Below are 20087 nucleotides of genomic sequence, written 5' to 3' on the forward strand. Positions count from 1 at the left end.
TTGAGGTAATGACCTGGTCAAGTAAAACCGGACACCCTAGTTAAGCGATTTTTTTCAATATTTCTGTTTCTACCTCATATTGATTTGGACTCTGATATCCCAAGTATGAATGCAGTCGCTGACTGTTATAAAACATGGAAATATACTGCAGCACATCTTGCTGCACTGCATAACGGATTGGGTAATGTCGCCAGTGTATTCGTTCCTGTTTAAGACTACCGAAGAAGCTTTCTGCCACAGCATTATCAAAACAATCACCGGCGCGGCTCATGCTACCCATAAAGCCATGTATTTTCAGAATACCCCGATATTGCTTGCTGGCATATTGCGATCCACAATCTGAATGTATAGCCTACGTCACATAAAATGATTCGATCTTAAAGAGTTGCTCAACGGTTTGGTTTTGTTGTTTTCTGACTGCTTTGGTTTGTGCCCATTTGTGCTCAATGGGATTAGAGCGCTTCTCGTTTAGTTAGACACATAGCCGGAGTTGGCGAAGTAGTTGCGGCATTCCTGGGGCTGGATGGTCTCAATGATGCGCCCGATGGCGGCCCAGAGAGCATCAAAGGATCGTTCGGCGGCTTTACGCAGGAGGATTCTGATTTTGGAGAAGACCTGCTCAATGGGGTTGAGGTCGGGAGAATAAGGTGGCAGATAAAGGATTTCTGCACCTTTGTCCTTGATCATGTCCCGGACGCCGGCAACCTTGTGGCTGCTCAGGTTGTCGCAGATGACGATATCACCTGGCTTGAGTGCAGGGCAGAGCTGGGTTCCACATAAGCCAGGAAAGCTGCGCCGTTCATGGGAGCATCCAGACACCACGGCGCAAGCAGACCATCAAGATGCAGTCCGGCAACGAAAGTCATGGTTTTCCAGTGACCGCCGGGAGCATGGTCATAGCATCGCTCTCCCACAGGGCAGCGGCCATGCTGCCTCGTCATGTCTGTGCTTGCTCCCGTTTCATCAAGAAAGATCAGGCGCGCGCAGTCGCAGGTCTTTTGCCAGTCCTGCCAGACGAGCCTTGCCGCTGCCACGTCAGCACGTTCTTGTTCGCTGGCCCGCAGTGTTTTTTTTATAACTGTATCCCAGCGAGCGGATAAACCGGTCAACCGAGGAAACGTGAACACGAACCCCCAAAACCTCTTCAATCCAATCGCGTAACTGCGCAAGCGTTATGCCCTTGTCCTCCAGAAGCTTGCCTCTGACCTCAGCAGCATGGGCTTCCAGCGCATGACGCCGATAGCCCCCGATCCTGCGCGGGGAAACGCTCCCTTCCTGTTTCCACAGGCAGGTTATCTTCGATACAAATGACGGGCTGACTGAATATTTATCGGCCACAGCCCTGATACTCAGACCCTTGTCCGTGTCCGCCACAACCCGGCGGCGCAAATCCTCAGAATAAGCTTTTGGCATCTCTCACCTCCGCCCCTGTCCTCTCTTATTTTAACTCACAGGGGAATCCCAACAATTCCAACTAAAAGAAAAACGCTCTAAGAACCTGTTTACGATCTATTTATTATCCCTGATAGTAGCAGGATGAAAAGAATCGAGTATGCCAGCGATATCAGTAGAGAGAAGTTTGCCGAGATAGAGCTGCTATTGCGCAGCGTACGACGCAGGACCAAGCCCACGAAGGTGGATCTGTACGAGGTGTTCTGCGCGGTGCTGTACCTGCTGCGCACTGGTTGCCAATGGAGATTCCTACCCGGAGAGTTTCCCAAGTGGCAGAGTGTATATGCTTATTGGAGCAAGTGGAGTGAGCCCGACCAGTACGGCGTGAGCGTATTGGAGCGGGCACTCAAAAAATCAGGTTGGCGCGGTCCGAGAGAAACAGGGGCGCAACGTTTGCAGCGCGCTCTTGATCATGGACGCGCAGAGCGTGAAAAACACAGACACGGCCGACCAGAAAGGTTATGACGCTGGCAAGAAGGTATCGGGTATCAAGCGCCATATCGCTGTTGATACCCAGGGTTTGCCGCATGCTATTGCGGTGACGACGGCGGAAGTGACTGACCGTAAAGGTGCATTGCAAGCTCTGGAGCGCTGCAGGCTGGGCTTGGGGCAAGTACAAAGTTTGCTGTGCGACAGCGGCTATACCGGAGAATCATTCACCGAAGGCGTGCGAGAAATTCTGGGCGAACCTGTCACGGTGCAGATTGCCAGGCGCAGTGAACTACATACCTTCAAAGTTATGCCCAAACGCTGGATCGTCGAGCGTAGTTTCGCCTGGCTGGAGAAGAGCAGAAGATTATGGAAAAACTGCGAGCGTAAGCTCAACACCAGTCTGCAGTTCATTCATCTGGCTTTCCTGGCATTACTGCTCAAAAGATCGTAAACAGGTTCTAATACTACAGTCGTAGATAATGATGAGAGAATATAGCCTGAATCAACGATGAGGTGGGTTTGGGTATGATGTCACAACTACATGATTGGGCGAAGGAGCTGGAGGTAGTGCACGAGCGGCTTGGGAGTTTATTCAAGCGCAGCGAGCCACGCTAACGCAGTCTTGCGTACCTGAAGGGCCTGTTGAGCACGGTAGAGCGCAAGAACGGCTGGCAACTGGCCGAATGGATGGGCGAGACAACACCCGATGGGGTGCAGCATCTGCTGGAACGCGCACAGTGGGATGCTGATGCGGCGCGTGACGTGCTGCGCGATTACGTTGTCGAGCAGGTGGGTGATCCAGACGGCGTGCTGATCGTTGATGAGACAGGTTTTGTCAAGAAAGGAACCCACTCGGTCGGTGTGCAGCGCCAGTACAGCGGTACGGCCGGGCGTATCGAGAACAGCCAGATCGGCGTGTTTTTGTGCTATGCCGGCGCCGGTGGCAGTGCTTTCATCGACCGTGAACTTTATATTCCGCGCCAGTGGACGGATGATCGTTCACGCTGCGAGGCTGCAGGCATTGCACAGGAGGTGGAATTTGCGACCAAACCCCAGCTGGCACGCAAGATGATCGAGCGAGCGCTGGATGTGGGCGTGCCCTGTGGGTGGATCACAGGCGATGAGGTTTACGGTAGAGACCGGCATCTGCGGGTATGGCTGGAGTCACGCGAGCAGGCCTTCGTACTGGCTGTAGCCAGGAGTGAACCGCTGTGGTGGCAGGGGCCACAGCACGTGAAAGCCGAGGAGATTGCACAAGCGCTACCAGCACGTGCATGGCGTCATCTGTCGGCAGGCGCTGGAGCCAAAGGTGAACGTCTGTACGACTGGGCGCTGGTACCGCTGTGGCGACTGCAATTGACACAGAAGGAACGTCGCTTCGGACACTATCTGCTGGTGCGGCGCAGCTGGATGAGCATCAGGAGTTGGCCTATTATGTGGTGCATGCGGGCGCTCGCAGGCTCAGCTCAAGCGTTTGGTGCAGATCGCTGGCAGACGTTGGGAGATTGAGATCGGCTTTGAGGCCACCAAAGGCGAGTGCGGACTTGATCATTACGAGGTGCGCCGCTGGCAGGGCTGGTATCGCCACATCACACTGGCGCTACTGGCCCATGCGGTGCTGGTGGCCCTGCGGGTGCGGGAGAAAAAAACACACACCCGGCCTGATTGCCCTGAGCGTGCCCGAGTTGCGTAAGCTGTTATCGCATCTGCTGTGGCACACCAGCCAGGCTATCGAACATGTGCTGCACTGGTCCGTGTGGCGTAGAAAACATCAACACAGAGCCCGACAAGCTCACTACCGACGCAGAGGGTTCTCTCCTCCCGAATAAAATATATACGGCTGTAGTACTAAGGTCAGGTGAATACGCTGGCAGATATTCAAGCGTGTGCCCGGCTCGTGTGATTACATTTTGAATATCCTGTCTTTTATGGAAAGTTGCGTTATCCATGACCACAATAGATGCAGGTGGGAGTTTCGGCAACAGATCTTGTGCCATCCAGCCGAGGAAAGTATCTGCATCGATATTATTTTTGAATAATCCCACCGTCAGAAGACATTTGCCTATCAATGCACCGATGACATTGATACGGCCTCTTTCGTGCCAATTACACTTGCCGTGACACCGTTTGCCAATGGGTGCATACCCATGTGTTCGTGGCATATCGTGAGCAAAACCACTTTCGTCAAGTTTGTCTTCGTCCGCTTTTTGGGGTGCTGCAGCGTTTTTTTATAGCTGATGTTCATGCGCCGCAGCGCGTGGCCGATACCTTTTTCGCTTACACCCAGTCGACGAGCACGCTCGCCCTGGTAAGCATCCGGATATTCCCGTACATCACGGGCCAGCGCAGCCATGTCGATCTTCGTTGCCGGTTTGTTACGGCTCTCTTTAGGAACGGGATTTTTTATCCAACGTGTTACGCTGGCAATCCCCACACAAAAACGGACCGCCGTTTGCGCAATTGTGAGTCCTTCCTTCTCTCGAACTGATAAAACTTTGCGGCGAAATGAAATGGGATAAGCCATCTATAAATTATAATCAATCTATATGAGCCCCGCTATATCCGTGCAACATAAGGAGGTTGTATGACCGAAAGAGTGAATCTTGGTAAGTCAGCACCTGCGCTGTATCAGACAGTCATTGAGCTTGACCGGCTTGCCTCTACGGAAATTGGGGGCAGGACCCGTCGGTACGCGGATGCGTTTGACCGAAGAGCAGATCAATGCCCTGGTATTGGGTCTGCCGTGGCAGCGCTTGGGCAAATCTACAATCATTGACTGCATCTGACACGGATGATCTGGATTCATGGCACACTCCTACCATGACTTGCGAGGTACTTCAATTACTGCAATCTATGGATGCTGGTGAACTGCGGGTGCTGGCAGCCAATCTCATTGGTAACGCTTCAGGACAAAGACCGGGAGCTGGTACTGAGCAAGACACTGAATAAGAAGCTGACCTTCGAAATTGCAGTACTGCGCCGTTTCCGGTTTGGCAAGCGCGGTGAACAGTTACTGCCTGGTGCGCAGGGCAGCCTGCTGGAAGAAGCTGTTGACGAGGATACCGAGATCGAGACGCAGCTTGCGGCCCTCTTCCCCGAACCTGACTCTGTCAGTCAACCCAATCCACTCAAACGGGCAGCGTTACCACCGCAATTGCCACGCATCGAGATCCGTCACGAACCCCACGATGAGAACTGCCCCTGTGGCTGCCGGTTAACGTTTGTGCGTAATGAAATCAGCGAAAAGCTGGATTACACCCCTGGCACTTTTACGGTTGAGCGTCATGCCCGCCCGATTCTTGCCTGCCCCAAAGTGTCACCAACCTGGAAGATTAATTTTTTTCCAGATTTTTTTTGCTTACCCCAGACTAAACACATCTTTCAGTTCTGCATCACTCAGATTTCCGATCCATTTTTCCCCGATATCTACAGTCATATCTGCCAGATTACGTTTGGACTGGATCATGTCGTTGATGCGTTCCTCGAATGTGGCACGGGTAATCAGACGATGTACCTGGACGTTATGTTGCTGACCGATACGATAGGCCCGATCTGTCGCCTGTGCTTCAACTGCAGGATTCCACCAGAGGTCGAAGTGGATCACATTGGCAGCGGCTGTCAGGTTGAGGCCGGTACCGCCTGCTTTCAACGATAGCAGAAAAACCCGCTCAGTACGATCATTCTGAAACCGTTCCACCATGATATCGCGTGCTTTCCGTGTAACGCCACCATGTAAAAATTGTGGCTCACGTCCGAACCGCATTCTGATCCATGCCGACAGCAACTCGCCGGCTTCACGAAATTGCGTAAACACCAGCACTTTTTCATGGGCGGCAAAGACAGGTTCGAGCAGATCAAGAAACAATTCCGCTTTACCGGACAAACTGGCATCGATTTTTCCTGTTTTAAGGTACTGTACAGGATGATTACAAATCTGTTTCAAGGCCATGATCATCTGCAGTACCAATCCTTGACGTTTGAAGGTATCAGATTCGCCATCGATCACTCGCAAAGCTTCACGCACGACAGACTCGTACAATGCGGCCTGTTTTTTCGTCAGTTCACAGTATTGATTCTGTTCAATTTTATCCGGCAAATCGCTGATGATACTTTTGTCCGATTTAAGCCGCCGCAGCAGAAACGGGCTGGTGACACGCTTAAAGCGCTGGACGACCTGCTGGTCATGGTGTTGTTGTATCGGGACCGCAAACTCTCTGGTGAAACGCGTGAGATTACCCAGAAATCCACGATTGGCAAAATCCATGATGCTCCAGTATTCAGCCAGCCTGTTTTCGACAGGCGTACCCGTCAAGGCGACAAAGGCAGGTGCAGGGATGGATTTAACGGCCCTGGTCTGTGCAGCAGCAGAATTTTTGATGTTCTGCGCCTCATCAACGATGACGATGCGCCAGGTCTGCTTCTTGAGCTTGGGCAGATCGGTACGTACCATGCCGTAGGTCGTTAGCAACACATCCGGACGTCCTTTTTCCAGTGCGCGTTCTTTCCCATGAAAAATGCCCACGGTCAATGTGGGTGCAAACCGTGTGATCTCTTTCGTCCAGTTGGTCAACAGGCTGGTCGGTACGATCACCAGTGCTTTTGCCTCGTTCAGGCTCCCTTCTTCTTTGAGTTTAAGCAGGGTAACGATCACCTGAAGTGTCTTGCCCAGTCCCATATCATCAGCGATGACGCTGCCGAACCCGGCACGAATATTGCGATACAGCCAGGCATAACCGCGTTCCTGATAAGGCCGCAGAGAAGCGTTGAGTGCATCAGGCAGCGGCACACTGCCGATTTCGGTGAGCTCACGGATAATGTCACGTGCTTTTGCATCCAGCGAGACTGGTGTACCGAGATATTCCTCGCTCAGGGCGATGCGCAATAACTCGGCTGAAGTAGTAGGCGGCGGTTTCTCCAGTTGCAGGCGCAATTGCTCAATATCAGCGGGCTCGAGATACACATATTCACCTCTGAAACGCACGATACCGTGAGCTGCTTCAACCAGTTCCTCAAACTCGGCTCTGGTCAGGTGGGTATTGCCGATCGCCACGATCCAGTCAAAACCGAGGATATCCTCCGCATTGAGATAACCGCTACTCCCGATATTTTTCCCTGACAGCTTCATCGACAAACGTGGCCGCAGTATGTAATCCAGTGCCCTGGGCAGGAGTGCGCGTATCCCAAGCAACCGGATAACCGGTAATGTATCGAACAGAAATGCGGGCAGGGTCTCAGCACTCAATGCTATCGACGCAGCAGCGCCAGCACTGAGATAGTCGTTGAAGGCCGGAAAAAATTCTGCCAGCAAGGACACCGTTTGCAACACCCCGTAGCGGTGTGCCTGCCATGCATCATCCTTAAGCAAACGGGCAAATGGTACCGGTTCCTGCAATGGCTGGTCACGTGCCACGACACCCAGCGACAGACAAAATCCGACACCCTCTTCCGCCAGTTGCAATACCGGTACATAAGCCTGCCGGCCAATATGAAAACGTGACAGCCACAGCTGTATGCCGGTACCGGTTTCCCCTTCACCGGGCCCATCAAATCGAGCACGGCCACAGCCAAAAAACAGACCGAACGATTTATTGCCATGCAGTTTCTCACTACTGGCATCACTCCAGTAGCGGATAAACTCATTCAGAAACAGACTGCATAACGCGATGGCCTGCACTTCGCCGAAAAGATCGGCTTCCTGCTCACCATTGAAATATGCCAGTAATCCTGATGGCAACAATACCGCCAACCGGCCGATCAGGGCGCTCACTGTCTGATCCAGCATCGCTGGCAGCCAGCGTAAACCTACTTCCGATCGATCCACATCGAATATTTGCGGCACGACTGCGCCCTGTGCCAGCAAATGCAGATTGGCCATGCGCACATGGTACAACGCTGCGACTTCCGGCTGAAGATCCGGTAAATCAGCTTCAGTAAGCTGTTGCAGAACAGCCACCCAATCCGACCAGCGTGTCAACCCCGCCAGTCCGGTAAGCGCAGGTTGATACGCGCGATCCAGTACGATGTGCGGTGTATCTGCAGAGGCCGGTATCACATTATTCGTTTCTGTGGCGGATTTCAGCGCAAGTCGGGCTTGTTTGACCACCCGTTTCATCACCTTTTCATAGACAGTACGAAAATCACCTGACTGAAAAAAAGCAGGGCTTGCCGGCAATACGCTCACCAGGGAAGCAGCAAGATCAGGCAAAATGGAATAATCGAGTGTGCTGTAATCCTCCTCCGGGTTGATGGTATCCGGAATCGATGTCGTATGCCGATGTGCCTGATCCAGCAAGCTATCCACTATCGGTAGCGTCGCTTTCGCTTCATGTTCAATCGAAATATGACGAGCTCTGAGTTCCTGAATCAGATCGATACCCTTCAACGAAAACACCATAAAGGGATTGCCGTCGATTTCCCGACTGATCAGATAAATCACCGCTGCCAGGTGCTTGCAGGGAACCGCCCAGTCCGGGCAGGAACAACGCATGGAAAAATCACTCCAGCGTGTCGGGAAAATATCGATTCCGAGCTTGTTCGCTTGTGCCAGAACGGCAGGATCAAGCTCTCGGTTAAGCATCTTCGAGATAATGACAGGATCGTGCGCCAGCACATCCAGTAATGCTTTGGCCTGCTGCCGAGGTATCGGTGGCACTTCGATCTGCACACTGTAGGGTTGTGGATAGGAGCCCTTTACCCTGGCACGAATTTTTCCATGCTGAATCTCAATTTTTGTGACGGCCCCTTTATTGGCATAACTTCGCCCGCGTGGCAAACGGTTGTCACAATCGATTTGTGAAAGCGAATTAAGCCACTGCGCCCCCCACCAGGTTTGTCCATAGCCTCTATGTGCCGTCATCATTGATCAACTAACTATTTAAAAAACAAATGAGAGGCATTCCTGCCACCTGACACTGCCATCCCTCAGCCAAAGCACCTTATCCGGTATCACTTTAGCCCCAGGTAGAGATAGCACTGAATCCGAATCACAAAGCAATCAGGCCAACAATGATGCTGGAAATGATGTAACTGCCAGCTACCAGCACTTCATCCCTGCGCAACAGATAAAAAGTTTCCAGTCCGAATACAGAAAACATGGTATCCCCGATACCACCAGTGAAAAGAAACAGACGAGTATCCGCTGAAAAAAAGTAATTATGCTTCACAACGAGCCTGCTCAGGATTCCAATGACAAGGCAGCCGACGATATTTACCACGAAAGTACCAGGAGGAAACTTCCATCCCACCGCATGGTGAAGCACCCAGCCGGATAGCAAATAACGAAAGACGGAGCCCATGGCACCACCCCAAGCAACAAGAAAAATCGGCGTCATTGTTATATTATTCTTAAAACCGCAGTTGAAGACATGCAGTGCGGCCGAAATGCTGGCAGGTCTCAGGTAGGTGTGTAACTATGCGAAGGTCGACCTGGCTTCTTCGGGTTATACGATACTACCGCGCCTTCCTGCTTGCCGTAGAGCGGTTTGATCTTCGTGTCGATATCCAGAATCCACGGCACATCGGCCTTACTTGGCGTATTCGGGCTCACATTCAACGGCAAACCTGATGGTCAGGCTGCATCTGGTAATGGAGGTCGGGGTCAAACCGGGCAACGAACATTCGGCCAGCTCTACCGCAACCGGGCTGATGCGGAGAACACCTTCGACGAGCTCAAGAACCAGTGGGGCTGGGAGGCTTCACCACGCGTGATCTGCATCGCAGCCAACTGTCAGTGCGTACAGTCGCGCTCGTCTATAGCCAGATCTGTCTGTCCAGAAACCATAACCCAAAATCTGCAAGCCAATAAAAACCGTCTGCTTGCTATCGGATTATATATTCCTGCTTAGCTTATAGTTCTCCCCACGACCTTTTCGGCCTTGTCATTCGATTATTCCCGGTATATCATCCGGCCATAAAGAGAACGAACAGTCTACTTTTGATCTGCTTCTTTTGACTGCAACATGCTACCTGGAGATTTAACAATGGCTGCCCCGGATACCCAAACAATCGTCAATGGAATCAATATCAAGCAATCCTTTGCAATACAGAACCAGATCAGAGATGGGGGCGACGGTGAGCTTGCAAAACCGCGGTATCAGGCAACGGTTGTATGGGATAGCGGTTATCACACTACCTCAAATGTCACTGATGGACAGATAATTATCGGCGATGAACCTGTGCACTACGGGGGCGAAGGCATGGGAATCACTCCGCAGGATCTTCTGCTGACCGCTGTCGGCCACTGCCTGGCTGCTTCTTATATTGGTGGACTATCTGCCGCCCGCATCAATGTCGAATCTCTTCACGTGCATGTTTCCGGACGGGTTAATTTTCGTGCAGCTTTTGCAGTAGAGCCTGGCAATCCCGGGTTCGAGGATATCAGTGTGATCGTTGAAATACAGACCGATGCACCGCAGGAACAAGTAACGGCACTTCTGGAGAAATTGAAGCATATGGCCCCCATACCGGATACCATCATGCGCCCGGTACCGGTCAATATCGAGATCCGTCACCAGCTGAAATGAATACACCCGGCGATCCACGTGCCTGCAACGCTTTTCTGATTGAAATCGTGAGGAGATAAAAGATGAAAACCAGCGATATCCATGATGTGGCAATAGTGGGTGCCGGTCCGGCTGGCCTGTCGGCCGCGTATGAATTGATCAGGACAGGATTCACCCCGCTGGTGCTGGAGCGCACTCCTGCAGTAGGAGATGTCTGGCGGAACCATTATGATGGCTTGCGCCTGAATTCGGGCCGTTTTTTCTCGGCTTTACCCGGCAGCAAATTCCCGTTGTCAGCCGGCGGATGGCCTTCACGTGATGAAGTCGTATCGCTGCTCGAAACTTTTCCTGCACGCGGAGGTTTCACGGTACAGACTGGTATCGAGGTTGAAAAAGTCAGTCATGACCGTGAACGTGATATCTGGCTGATCACGAGCAACGATAATCGGCAGTTTGAATCCCGCGCGGTTGTCATTGCAGCAGGCGCCAATCGCATTCCGGTCATCCCTGAATGGGAAGGTAAAAATACCTTCACCGGAACAATCATCCATTCCTCACAATTCAAGAGCGCCCAGGATTATGCAGGCAAACATGTGCTGGTAGTCGGCAGTGGCAATTCAGCTGCCGAAATTGCCAGCAGACTGGCGAAATATGCCGATTCAGTAACCATGTCCGTCAGAACGCCCCCCCAAATCCTGCCCAAAAGTATTTACGGCATACCCCTCATCGGCATCGGAGTATGGACGAGATACCTGCCGAGGGCACTGGTAGACGGTCTGCTCAATTTTTTGCGGCGTACCATGATCGGTGACCTGTCCGTTTACGGATTACCCTCCCCCACTATATCAATGTCGAAACAGTACGCCATCAATAATGTAGTACCGATTCTTTATGGTCCTTTTATCGACGATGTCCGCAGCGGCCGCATCAAAATCGTCGGTCCGGTGCAAAAAATATCAGGCGGAACAGTGGAAGTACTCAGCACGGTTGAAAGCGCACTGAACGGTGACCAGGCCACCACAACTCTGCAGCCTGATATCATCGTCGCGGGAACCGGATTCCGCACTGGTTTTCCCGAACTGATCCAGGTACCCGGCATTACGGATGAGAAAGGCAGATCAAAAATTTCAGGTGATCAGGAATTCAAAGGAGCGCCGCGCCTTTATTTCATTGGGCAGATCAATCCGCTCAGTGGCCAATTGCGTGAAATCCGACTGGAAGCCGGTAGAATTGCCAGAAAACTTGATAAACAACTGAGAGCAAAATAAAGAATCTGTGGAAATCTTTCTGTTACCCCCATTGCCCGGTAAAGCACTGATTGACTGCTCCGGCAGTAAACACCCGCCTTGCCAATTATGCTGACAACCATGGCCGAAAAAATTTCAGTTGAGGAAAAAATCCTGCAAACGGCACGTCGCCTGTTCTGTCAGGTGGGCATTCATGCTACAGGAATCGCAAGAATCATCGAGGAATCCGGTGTATCCCGGCGCAGCCTCTATACCCACTACGGTTCGAAGGAGAATCTGCTCAAGGCCGTATTTGAGGCAGAGGCAAATATATGGTTTCGCTGGTTCGACTGTGATCTCCCGCAGATGGAATGCTCACCAACCGAGCGTATTCTGGCACTGTTCGATTTAATGCGTGACTGGTTCGACAGTAAAAATTTTTACGGCTGTGTATTCATCAATGCCGTCGCCGAACATGAAAAGAGCAATGGCTGGATACAGGAAGTCGCCAACAGCCACAGGGAAAAAATCACTGCCAAGCTTCAGACAATGGTAGCAGCAAGTGGTGCACAGGATCCTGAAATGGTCACGGAAAAACTGAACCTACTGATCGATGGCACGATTGTAACAGCCATGGTTACCGCCAACAGTGAAATTGCCCATATAGGCAAACTGGCTGCGGGGGATATTCTGCGCAACGCTCAATAAATTTGTACTCCTGGTCATATATCTACTTTCGAATCGAGCAGTTGACTGTTAAATTCCAGCCTCCATAGCTCCGGCCAGTATTGCCGAGCAAGACACCGGCTGATTCTGATGTGTTATCCGGCAATACCCGGAAATAGGATTCCTGCCCTTCCAGATACTGTTTGGCCATAAGTTGGTATCATCCGGAATCCGCAACCCGGAATGCCCTGTCAAAAAACATGGGGCTTGAAATTACTCTCCTGCAGCAAAAGAACCTAAACTTCAGCAACTGATCAGAAGAAATCAGTCTGATGAATTTTTGTCACAAACCTGACACATAAGCCCAACTATTACATGAACGGATTAATTCGCATCATTGTTTTCACTGTACTGGTCGTGATGAGCATGGGATCGAGTCATGCCAGCGAGCTGGATGAGGAACTCCAGGCGATTCAGGCCAAACTCGAATCGCTGAACAAAGGTGAAGAAACACCCCAGAAAAAGCGTTTGCGGGAAATTTTCAATGATCACCAGCAGGTATTGCTCGACCACCAGGAATATCTGAAGAAAACAGCAAATTATTCCCAGCAGTTGGAAAAATATCCTAAACAACTGGAAAGTCTGAAAAAAAGCGCCCCTCCTACTATTACTACAGTTGATCCGGAAAAACTGACCAAATTATCTCCGGAAGAACTGGAACGACGTTATGTCACCACCCAGGCCACTCTCTCGGATCTGCAGAATCAGCAGCAGAAACTGACGACCGAGATCTCCAAACTGCGGCAACGTGCAGTCACCGTACGGGAAGAACTGGCATCCATCAATACTTTGCGGGCAGAACTGACGGAAAATTCTCCCGAAACCCGCAAAACGACGGACAAAAAAATACTTGCTGCGCTGGAGAACTACCAGGAAGCACAATTACAGGCACTGACTGACAAAACGCGCATGCTGGAACTGGAAGCACTGGTACTGCCCAATGCCATAGAAATCACCACACTCCAGGAAAAACTCTCTCTACAACCCAAAATTCAGGCGCTGGAACAGGAAACCGAGTTACTCGCCGAAGAAATCAACCGGCAAAAGCGTGCTGAAACCGAACAGGTAGTCGAAAAATCCCAGCAATTACTGGTTGAGAAAGCATGGCAATATCCGGGGCTGGAGAAATATGCCCAGGACAATCAGTCACTGGCCAAGAAACTAAGCAACTATGCCGAACTTTCAACCCGGTTGATCAACCAGAAAACCGGCAGTGAAAAGCGCCTTGCTCTCATTACACAAAGCTATGCCGCACTGCAGCAACGGCTCGAACTCAAGGGAGAAGATACTGCGCTGGGAACAGAAGTCAGAAAGCAGTTCAAGGAAATCATGGTCGAGCCAGCCATAGCACAAACCGAAAAAGACTTGAGCAGCGCCAGACTGGACCTGTTCCGCCTCGAACAGGAAAAATTGCAAATGCTGAACGAGACCGGCTATTTCAAGCAGATCATGAATGGGGAGGAAATACCGGCAAATGACACTTCTGCTTATCAGCAGATCATGAATGCGTTCCATGAACTGAAACAATCTCGCGAACAGATGATCGATCAGTTCACCCAGGTGCTGCATGGCTATACCAAGGAACTGCAACTCCATCTCGCCATCCAGCAGCAGCTTATCGAAAAAATCAGTCAGCACAAATTGCTGCTGAAAGAGAACCTGCTGGTAACGCGCAGCGCAGAACCCATTTCTTTGGATGTCGTGCAGGATATCCAGGATGCCATCACCTGGTTAACCTCGCGTAAAACACAGACGGCGACCGGAAAAGCAATCAATGCGGCCTGGAAAAATATCCTGATCGTTTATGCGGTATTTGGGTTGATATTCATTATCTTCCGGTATACATACTGGCCCGTTTATCGCACCTGGACCCGGACCGGAAACAGTTTACTGGGCAAGGTCAATCAGGACAGACTGTTATACCCTGTGGGCATGCTTCTGACCGCACTGCTGATATCAGGATGTATTTACCTGCCTTTCCAGTTGTCATCGGTGATTCTGCGCTACGGCACCAATACCGAAATCAACCATGCATTCTCGGTAAGCCTGCATGTAGCAGCAATTGCCGCCTTTATCTGGTCGTTCATATTGTTGCTGTTTCATCCGGAAGGGCTGCTGATCGGGCAGTTCAAGTGTTCTGAGAAACTGGTCAGCAAAATGTACCAGGACATCAAACGCTTTGCGCCTGTCGTAACGTTGTTGTGCATCATCATCGCTTTCACCGATGCACTGGATGATGATCTCGTTCGTAACGGCTTTGGCCGGCTGACTTTCATCCTGTTATGCCTGGTACTCGCAGTGTTCGCTTTCGGCTGGATGGCAGTCACGCGTTCTGGCAAAGCACTTTATCAGGGGGAATCATTCTATCTGATGCTCAATCCCCGATTCTGGATGACGCTCCTGTTTGTGTTACAGATCGGCATGATCATCATGGCAGCCATTGGCTACTATTTTGCTGCCATTTATCAGTATCTGCTCGTATTCCAGTCGATAAGCTGGATCATATTCTGTGCGCTGACCTTTTTTATCAGCTTTCGCAGCCTGCTGATCATCCAACGCAGAATCGCATTCGAGCGCGCAGTCGAGAAACGGGAAGAGATACTGGCTCAGCGTATCGCGACAGGCAAAAGTGAGGCTGATCTGCTGGATGACAACTATATCGACGTCAAAACCATCAGCAAACAGTCGGCTACTGTATTGAAAATCAGCATCTGGGCATTGCTGATCACTGGACTTGGTTTTATCTGGATCGATGTACTGCCTGCACTCAGTTTTCTGGAGAAAATCACCATCTGGCGCACATCAGTGGAAACCGATGGTGAGGTCATCATGCGGCCCATTACATTGCAAACCCTGCTGGTTGCGCTCATTGTCCTGAGTCTGGCCATGATTGCCGCACACAACCTGCCTGGTACACTCGAGCTGCTGGTGTTGCGACATTTGTCGCTCAATCCCGGCACGGGCTATGCCATTACCACGCTGCTCAAATACTCGATTGTGATCATCGGCATCATGGTGACGCTGCAGAAGCTGGGAATGGAATGGTCAAATATACAGTGGCTGGTAGCGGCGCTGAGTGTCGGGCTGGGATTCGGTCTGCAGGAAGTGTTCGCCAATTTCGTATCCGGCCTGATTTTGCTGTTCGAGCGCCCTATCAGAATCGGTGACATGATTACGCTGAACAATACCAGCGGCACTGTCAGTAAAATTCATATTCGTGCCACCACGCTGATCGACAGTGACCGCAAGGAAATCGTGGTACCCAACAAGATATTCATCACCCAGCAGTTGACCAACTGGACATTGAGTGACCAGATTACCCGCCTGATCATCCCTGTACGTATTGCTCGCGGCTCAGATAGTAACAAGGTCAGTGCGCTATTGCTGGAAATTGCAAAAAATAATCCCATGGTTTTGCGGGACCCGGAACCCGCAGCGCTATTTCTGGAATTTGGCAGTAATGCTTTGAACTTCGAACTACGGGTTTTCGTTGGCCAGATCTCGGACAGGGTAAAACTCACCCATCAACTGCATCTGGAAATCAATCGTCGTTTTGCAGAGGAAGGAATCGACCTTGTATCACCGTAAACCAATTGACACAGGTAAACAAGTTCTGCCCGGCCATCACAATGAAAACAGGAAATACCGGCTCTTGCTATCGGTGTACTCCAATATCCCGGAGCAACGCCGGGCAGAAATCACAATACACCCCATAAAACAGATATCTCTGTCATTCAGAGAAAAATTCACGTGCCTTTTCCATCCAGGATTTTGCACGCGGATGGTGACGTGAACCATCTTTCTGGCTGATCGATTCGAATTCCTCCAGCAGCTCTTTCTGCCGCGCCGTCAAATCGACTGGTGTTTCCACCGCAACATGACAAAGCAGATCACCCGTGGATTGGTTGCGTACACCGGTTATTCCCTTGCTGCGCAAACGGAAAATTTTTCCGGTCTGGGTTCCGGCCGGCACCTTGATGCGGGCATGACCATCGAGCGTAGGTACTTCGATTTCTCCACCCAAAGCGGCTACTGTAAAACTGATCGGTATTTCACAATGTAAATGATTGCCTTCCCTCTGAAAGACCGGATGGCTGGCAAGATGAATGACGATATACAGATCGCCAGCCTGCCCGCCATTTGCTCCTGCTTCACCTTCTCCTGTCAGCCGGATGCTGTCGCCTTCATCCACACCAGCAGGAATCCTGACTGACAGTGTTTTCTGGCGTTTGACCCGTCCCGCCCCATGACAATCCCCGCAAGGGTCTGAGACGACCTTACCGCTACCCTGACAATGTGAACAGGTCTGCTGAATCGAGAAAAAGCCTTGTTGCATGCGAATCTGACCATGCCCATTACAAGTAGGACAGGTTTTAGGAGAAGTACCAGGTTTTGCACCACTGCCATGACAGGTATCACACACTTCCTGCCTGGGGATACGAATCTGGGTTTCGGCACCACGGGCTGCCTGTTCCAGTGTAATTTCCAGGTTATAGCGCAGATCGGCTCCGCGATGAACACTGGAGCGTCCTCCTCCACGCATTCCGAAAAGATCGCTGAAAATATCGCTGAAGGCATCACTGAATCCCTGTGCACCCGCCCCGCCCATCCCGCCATTCAAACCAGCGTGACCAAACTGATCGTAGGCAGCCCGTTTATTCGGATCGGACAGGATTTCATAAGCTTCTTTGATGTTCTTGAATCGTTCCTCCGCCTTGGTATCACCGGCGTTCCGGTCGGGATGATATTTCATCGCCAGTTTCCGGTATGCCTTTTTCAGCTCGTTCTCATCCGCATCCCGGCCTACACCGAGCACTTCATAATAATCACTCTGACTCATAAAAAATTCCTGCTGGTAGAAATTACCCGGATACTTATGGCATTCGTTGTCCGGGTTACCCGGCCTGCTCTGGCCAAATTTACAGTGTTAAACGTATAACGCAGAGGAAAAGAGAAGAACTTTTCTCCTCTTTTCCTCTGCGTTTATTTTTCTTTCGGCAGGGTGGTCAGCTTATGCCGCAACCAGACCTGCGATCCGGGGAATCATTTTTTATCTTTGACTTCCTCGAACTCGGCATCGACGACTTCGCCTTCAACCGGCTTATCCTGAGATTGATCGGACGCAGTCCCGGCACTCGCCTGCTGGCCAGCCTGCGCCTGCTCCTGGGCGTACATCTTCTCAGCCAGTTTATGCGAAGCTTCGGTCAACGCCTGGGTTTTGGCATCGATCGTCTGTTTATCGCCGGATTTGAGTGCTTCCTCGGCCTCTTTCAACGCTGCCTCGATTCTGGATTTCTCATCCCCTTCCAGTTTGTCACCGTATTCAGCCAGTGATTTTCTGACTGAATGAATCATGGCGTCACACTGGTTACGACTGTTGACCAGATCCAGTGCTTTTTTGTCTTCTTCCGCATGCGCCTCGGCATCTTTTACCATTTTCTGGATTTCATCTTCAGACAGCCCGGAGCTTGCCTGGATCTTGATCTTGTTTTCCTTGCCGGTTGCCTTGTCTTTAGCTGAAACATGCAGAATACCGTTGGCATCGATATCGAAAATCACCTCGATCTGAGGCATTCCGCGGGGTGCTGACGGAATATCGGTCAGGTTGAACTGGCCCAGACTTTTATTGCCGGAGGCCACTTCCCGCTCACCCTGCAATACGTGAATGGTCACCGCTGTCTGGTTATCGTCCGCTGTCGAGAACACCTGCTGCGCCTTGGTCGGAATGGTGGTGTTCTTCTGGATCAGCTTGGTCATGACGCCACCCAGTGTTTCGATTCCCAACGACAGTGGAGTCACATCCAGCAGCAGCACATCCTTGACATCTCCTTTCAGCACCCCGCCCTGGATCGCAGCACCGATGGCAACTGCCTCGTCAGGATTGACATCTTTGCGCGGCTCTTTGCCGAAGATTTCCTTGACCTTCTCCTGGACTTTCGGCATACGGGTCTGTCCACCGACCAGAATGACGTCATTGATGTCGGAAACCGACAAACCCGCATCTTTAAGCGCAGTCCGGCAAGGGCCTGCAGTACGCTCGATCAGTTCTTCGACCAGACTCTCCAGCTTGGCACGGGTGATCTTGACAGCCAGGTGTTTTGGGCCTGATGCATCTGCCGTGATATAGGGTAGATTCACTTCGGTCTGCTGGCTGGATGACAACTCGATTTTAGCTTTTTCCGCTGCATCTTTGAGCCGTTGCAATGCCAGCATATCTTTTTTCAGATCGATACCACTCTCTTTCCTGAATTCATCCACCAGATATTCGATCACTCTGGAGTCGAAATCCTCACCGCCGAGGAAAGTGTCACCATTGGTTGCCAGTACTTCGAACTGGTGTTCGCCTTCGACTTCTGCGATTTCGATGATCGAAATATCAAACGTACCTCCGCCCAGATCGTATACCGCAATTTTGCGATCACCTTCCTTCTTATCCAAACCGAATGCAAGTGCGGCAGCAGTTGGTTCATTGATGATACGTTTGACTTCCAGCCCTGCGATACGGCCTGCATCCTTGGTTGCCTGACGCTGAGAATCGTTGAAATACGCTGGAACGGTGATGACGGCTTCTGTAACCGGCTCACCCAGATAATCTTCAGCCGTTTTTTTCATTTTTATCAGCACCTGTGCAGAAACCTCCGGCGGTGCGATTTTCCTTCCGCGTGCTTCTATCCATGCATCGTTGTTATCGGCACGCACGATTTTGTAGGGCGTTACACTGATATCCTTTTGCACCACTTCTTCATCGAAACGACGGCCAATCAGCCGTTTGATCGCAAACAGGGTATTTTCCGGATTGGTGACTGCCTGACGCTTGGCCGATGCCCCTACCAGAATTTCATTGTCTTCCGCATAGGCGACAATCGACGGCGTCGTCCTTGCACCTTCAGCATTTTCAATGACCTTGGGTTTATTGTTCTCCATGACGGCAACGCATGAGTTGGTAGTCCCAAGGTCGATGCCAATTATTTTTGCCATAGTTATGTGTCCTTTATGAATTGAAGTTTATCCTGCAGCGTAAAATGGAGGCTTTCCTGAAAATCTCAAGTCCCCTTGGCCTTGGAAACAGTCACCATGGCGGGGCGGATTACCCGATCGTGCAACATGTAGCCTTTCTGCATGACTTGTATGACCGTGTTGGGTGCCAAATCCGATTCAACTGCACACATGGCTTCGTGCTGATGTGGATCGAATTTTTCTCCTTGCGGATCAATGGTGTGTATATTGAATTTCTCAAAAACTGCCGCAAGCTGCTTGCGTGTAAGCTCCACACCGTCCCGCAGATTTTCAAGGGTGGAATTCTCCGTTGCCAGTGCAGCATCCAGACTGTCCATCACAGCCAATAACTGGACAGAAAAATTATCGACAGCATACTTGTGTGCGTTAGCAATATCTGTCTGCGCCCGCTTGCGGATATTTTCGGTTTCCGCTTTGGCGCGCAACCAGGCATCGTGATGCTCGGCTGCTCTGATTTCTGCTTCTTTCAGTTGCTGCTCGAGACTGGGTGCAGCATCTTCTCCTGCAGTTTCTGTATTTCCTGCTGCTGCGCTGGAATGATCCATCTCCAGAACATCATCCATTCCCGGCAGTTTCTGTTTCTCGATAGATTCTTGATCATGTGACTCCTGCATAGATTCCTCCTGTTACGGTGCCGGTGATATTGGGGCCGATATTTCTTTTTCAACCCCTGATCTGAAAAAAGATGTTTGAGTAGCACCCAAATTCAATGGGTGCAGATGGGTGGCAGAAA

The 20087-nt window shown here is 51.0% G+C and carries 14 protein-coding genes and 4 pseudogenes; 8 read left to right on the top strand and 10 right to left on the bottom strand.

The annotated features are described in order from the left end of the window. Nucleotides 1–40: 40 nt before the first annotated feature. The 3 genes and pseudogenes from HRU73_RS08070 to HRU73_RS08085 all read right to left on the bottom strand — a co-directional run. Nucleotides 41–349, bottom strand: a pseudogene (locus HRU73_RS08070) (IS3 family transposase); the annotation flags it as partial. Nucleotides 350–468: 119 nt separating this feature from the next. Continuing rightward, nucleotides 469–941 (bottom strand): annotated as a pseudogene (locus HRU73_RS08075) (IS630 family transposase). A gap of 94 nt (nucleotides 942–1035) precedes the next feature. After that, nucleotides 1036–1413 carry a winged helix-turn-helix domain-containing protein gene (locus tag HRU73_RS08085; RefSeq protein ID WP_287398361.1) on the bottom strand — a complete coding sequence of 126 codons (378 nt, stop codon included), beginning with the start codon at nucleotides 1411–1413 and terminating at the stop codon, nucleotides 1036–1038. 123 nt (nucleotides 1414–1536) lie between these two features. Between HRU73_RS08085 and HRU73_RS08090 the strand changes: the two genes are divergently transcribed. Together HRU73_RS08090 and HRU73_RS08095 are read left to right on the top strand one after the other, a co-directional pair. Continuing rightward, a protein-coding gene (locus HRU73_RS08090; protein ID WP_287398362.1) for an IS5 family transposase occupies nucleotides 1537–2335 on the top strand; the annotation gives its coding sequence in 2 pieces (ribosomal slippage) (nucleotides 1537–1800 and nucleotides 1802–2335; 798 coding nt in all). 74 nt (nucleotides 2336–2409) lie between these two features. Beyond that, nucleotides 2410–3577: pseudogene (locus tag HRU73_RS08095) on the top strand (IS701 family transposase). Between the two features lie 4 nt (nucleotides 3578–3581). On the opposite strand, the gene HRU73_RS13435 reads toward HRU73_RS08095, so the two are convergent. After that, nucleotides 3582–4046: a transposase gene (locus HRU73_RS13435; protein WP_353765018.1), complete on the bottom strand. Its 465-nt coding sequence runs from the start codon at nucleotides 4044–4046 to the stop codon at nucleotides 3582–3584. Then, complete coding sequence (locus HRU73_RS08100; protein ID WP_287398363.1) at nucleotides 3950–4408, bottom strand: IS630 transposase-related protein; 459 nt, start codon at nucleotides 4406–4408, stop codon at nucleotides 3950–3952. Before HRU73_RS08100 ends, HRU73_RS13435 begins: the two co-directional genes overlap by 97 nt. A 333-nt stretch (nucleotides 4409–4741) precedes the next feature. Here HRU73_RS08100 and HRU73_RS13440 point away from each other — a divergent pair. Beyond that, a pseudogene (locus HRU73_RS13440) lies at nucleotides 4742–5185 on the top strand (IS66 family transposase); the annotation flags it as partial. A gap of 57 nt (nucleotides 5186–5242) precedes the next feature. Here the strand turns inward: HRU73_RS13440 and HRU73_RS08105 are convergent. Together HRU73_RS08105 and HRU73_RS08110 are read right to left on the bottom strand one after the other, a co-directional pair. Further along, complete coding sequence (locus tag HRU73_RS08105; protein WP_287398364.1) at nucleotides 5243–8743, bottom strand: SNF2-related protein; 3501 nt, start codon at nucleotides 8741–8743, stop codon at nucleotides 5243–5245. 124 nt (nucleotides 8744–8867) lie between these two features. Further along, nucleotides 8868–9215, bottom strand: a complete 348-nt coding sequence (locus HRU73_RS08110) for a fluoride efflux transporter FluC (RefSeq protein WP_287398365.1) — start codon at nucleotides 9213–9215, stop codon at nucleotides 8868–8870. 159 nt (nucleotides 9216–9374) lie between these two features. On the opposite strand from HRU73_RS08110, the gene HRU73_RS08115 reads away from it, so the two are divergent. The 5 genes from HRU73_RS08115 (at nucleotide 9375) to HRU73_RS08135 (ending at nucleotide 15925) form a co-directional block, all read left to right on the top strand. Beyond that, entirely contained in the window at nucleotides 9375–9728 is a 354-nt protein-coding gene (locus HRU73_RS08115; protein WP_287398366.1) for a hypothetical protein, read from the top strand. Nucleotides 9729–9863: 135 nt separating this feature from the next. After that, on the top strand, nucleotides 9864–10406 hold the full coding sequence (locus tag HRU73_RS08120) for an OsmC family protein (RefSeq protein ID WP_287398367.1): 543 nt from the start codon (nucleotides 9864–9866) through the stop codon (nucleotides 10404–10406). 62 nt (nucleotides 10407–10468) lie between these two features. Beyond that, a complete protein-coding gene (locus tag HRU73_RS08125; protein ID WP_287398368.1) occupies nucleotides 10469–11653 on the top strand; it encodes a flavin-containing monooxygenase in 1185 nt (394 codons plus the stop codon). 99 nt (nucleotides 11654–11752) lie between these two features. After that, entirely contained in the window at nucleotides 11753–12319 is a 567-nt protein-coding gene (locus HRU73_RS08130) for a TetR/AcrR family transcriptional regulator (RefSeq protein ID WP_287398369.1), read from the top strand. A gap of 333 nt (nucleotides 12320–12652) precedes the next feature. Then, nucleotides 12653–15925, top strand: a complete 3273-nt coding sequence (locus tag HRU73_RS08135; RefSeq protein ID WP_287398370.1) for a mechanosensitive ion channel domain-containing protein — start codon at nucleotides 12653–12655, stop codon at nucleotides 15923–15925. Between the two features lie 142 nt (nucleotides 15926–16067). Here the strand turns inward: HRU73_RS08135 and dnaJ are convergent, their stop codons facing one another. From dnaJ to grpE, 3 genes are all read right to left on the bottom strand, one after another. Then, the gene (dnaJ, locus tag HRU73_RS08140) at nucleotides 16068–17177 is read right to left on the bottom strand and encodes a molecular chaperone DnaJ (protein WP_281871076.1); all 1110 of its coding nucleotides are present in this window, start codon (nucleotides 17175–17177) and stop codon (nucleotides 16068–16070) included. Nucleotides 17178–17380: 203 nt separating this feature from the next. Next, the gene (gene dnaK, locus HRU73_RS08145) at nucleotides 17381–19315 is read right to left on the bottom strand and encodes a molecular chaperone DnaK (protein ID WP_287398371.1); all 1935 of its coding nucleotides are present in this window, start codon (nucleotides 19313–19315) and stop codon (nucleotides 17381–17383) included. A gap of 65 nt (nucleotides 19316–19380) precedes the next feature. Continuing rightward, a complete protein-coding gene (gene grpE, locus HRU73_RS08150; RefSeq protein ID WP_276818670.1) occupies nucleotides 19381–19968 on the bottom strand; it encodes a nucleotide exchange factor GrpE in 588 nt (195 codons plus the stop codon). Nucleotides 19969–20087 lie beyond the last annotated feature (119 nt).

Origin of the sequence: Nitrosomonas sp. H1_AOB3, assembly GCF_015709435.1 — a bacterium.
GTDB classification, from domain to species: Bacteria; Pseudomonadota; Gammaproteobacteria; order Burkholderiales; family Nitrosomonadaceae; genus Nitrosomonas; species Nitrosomonas europaea.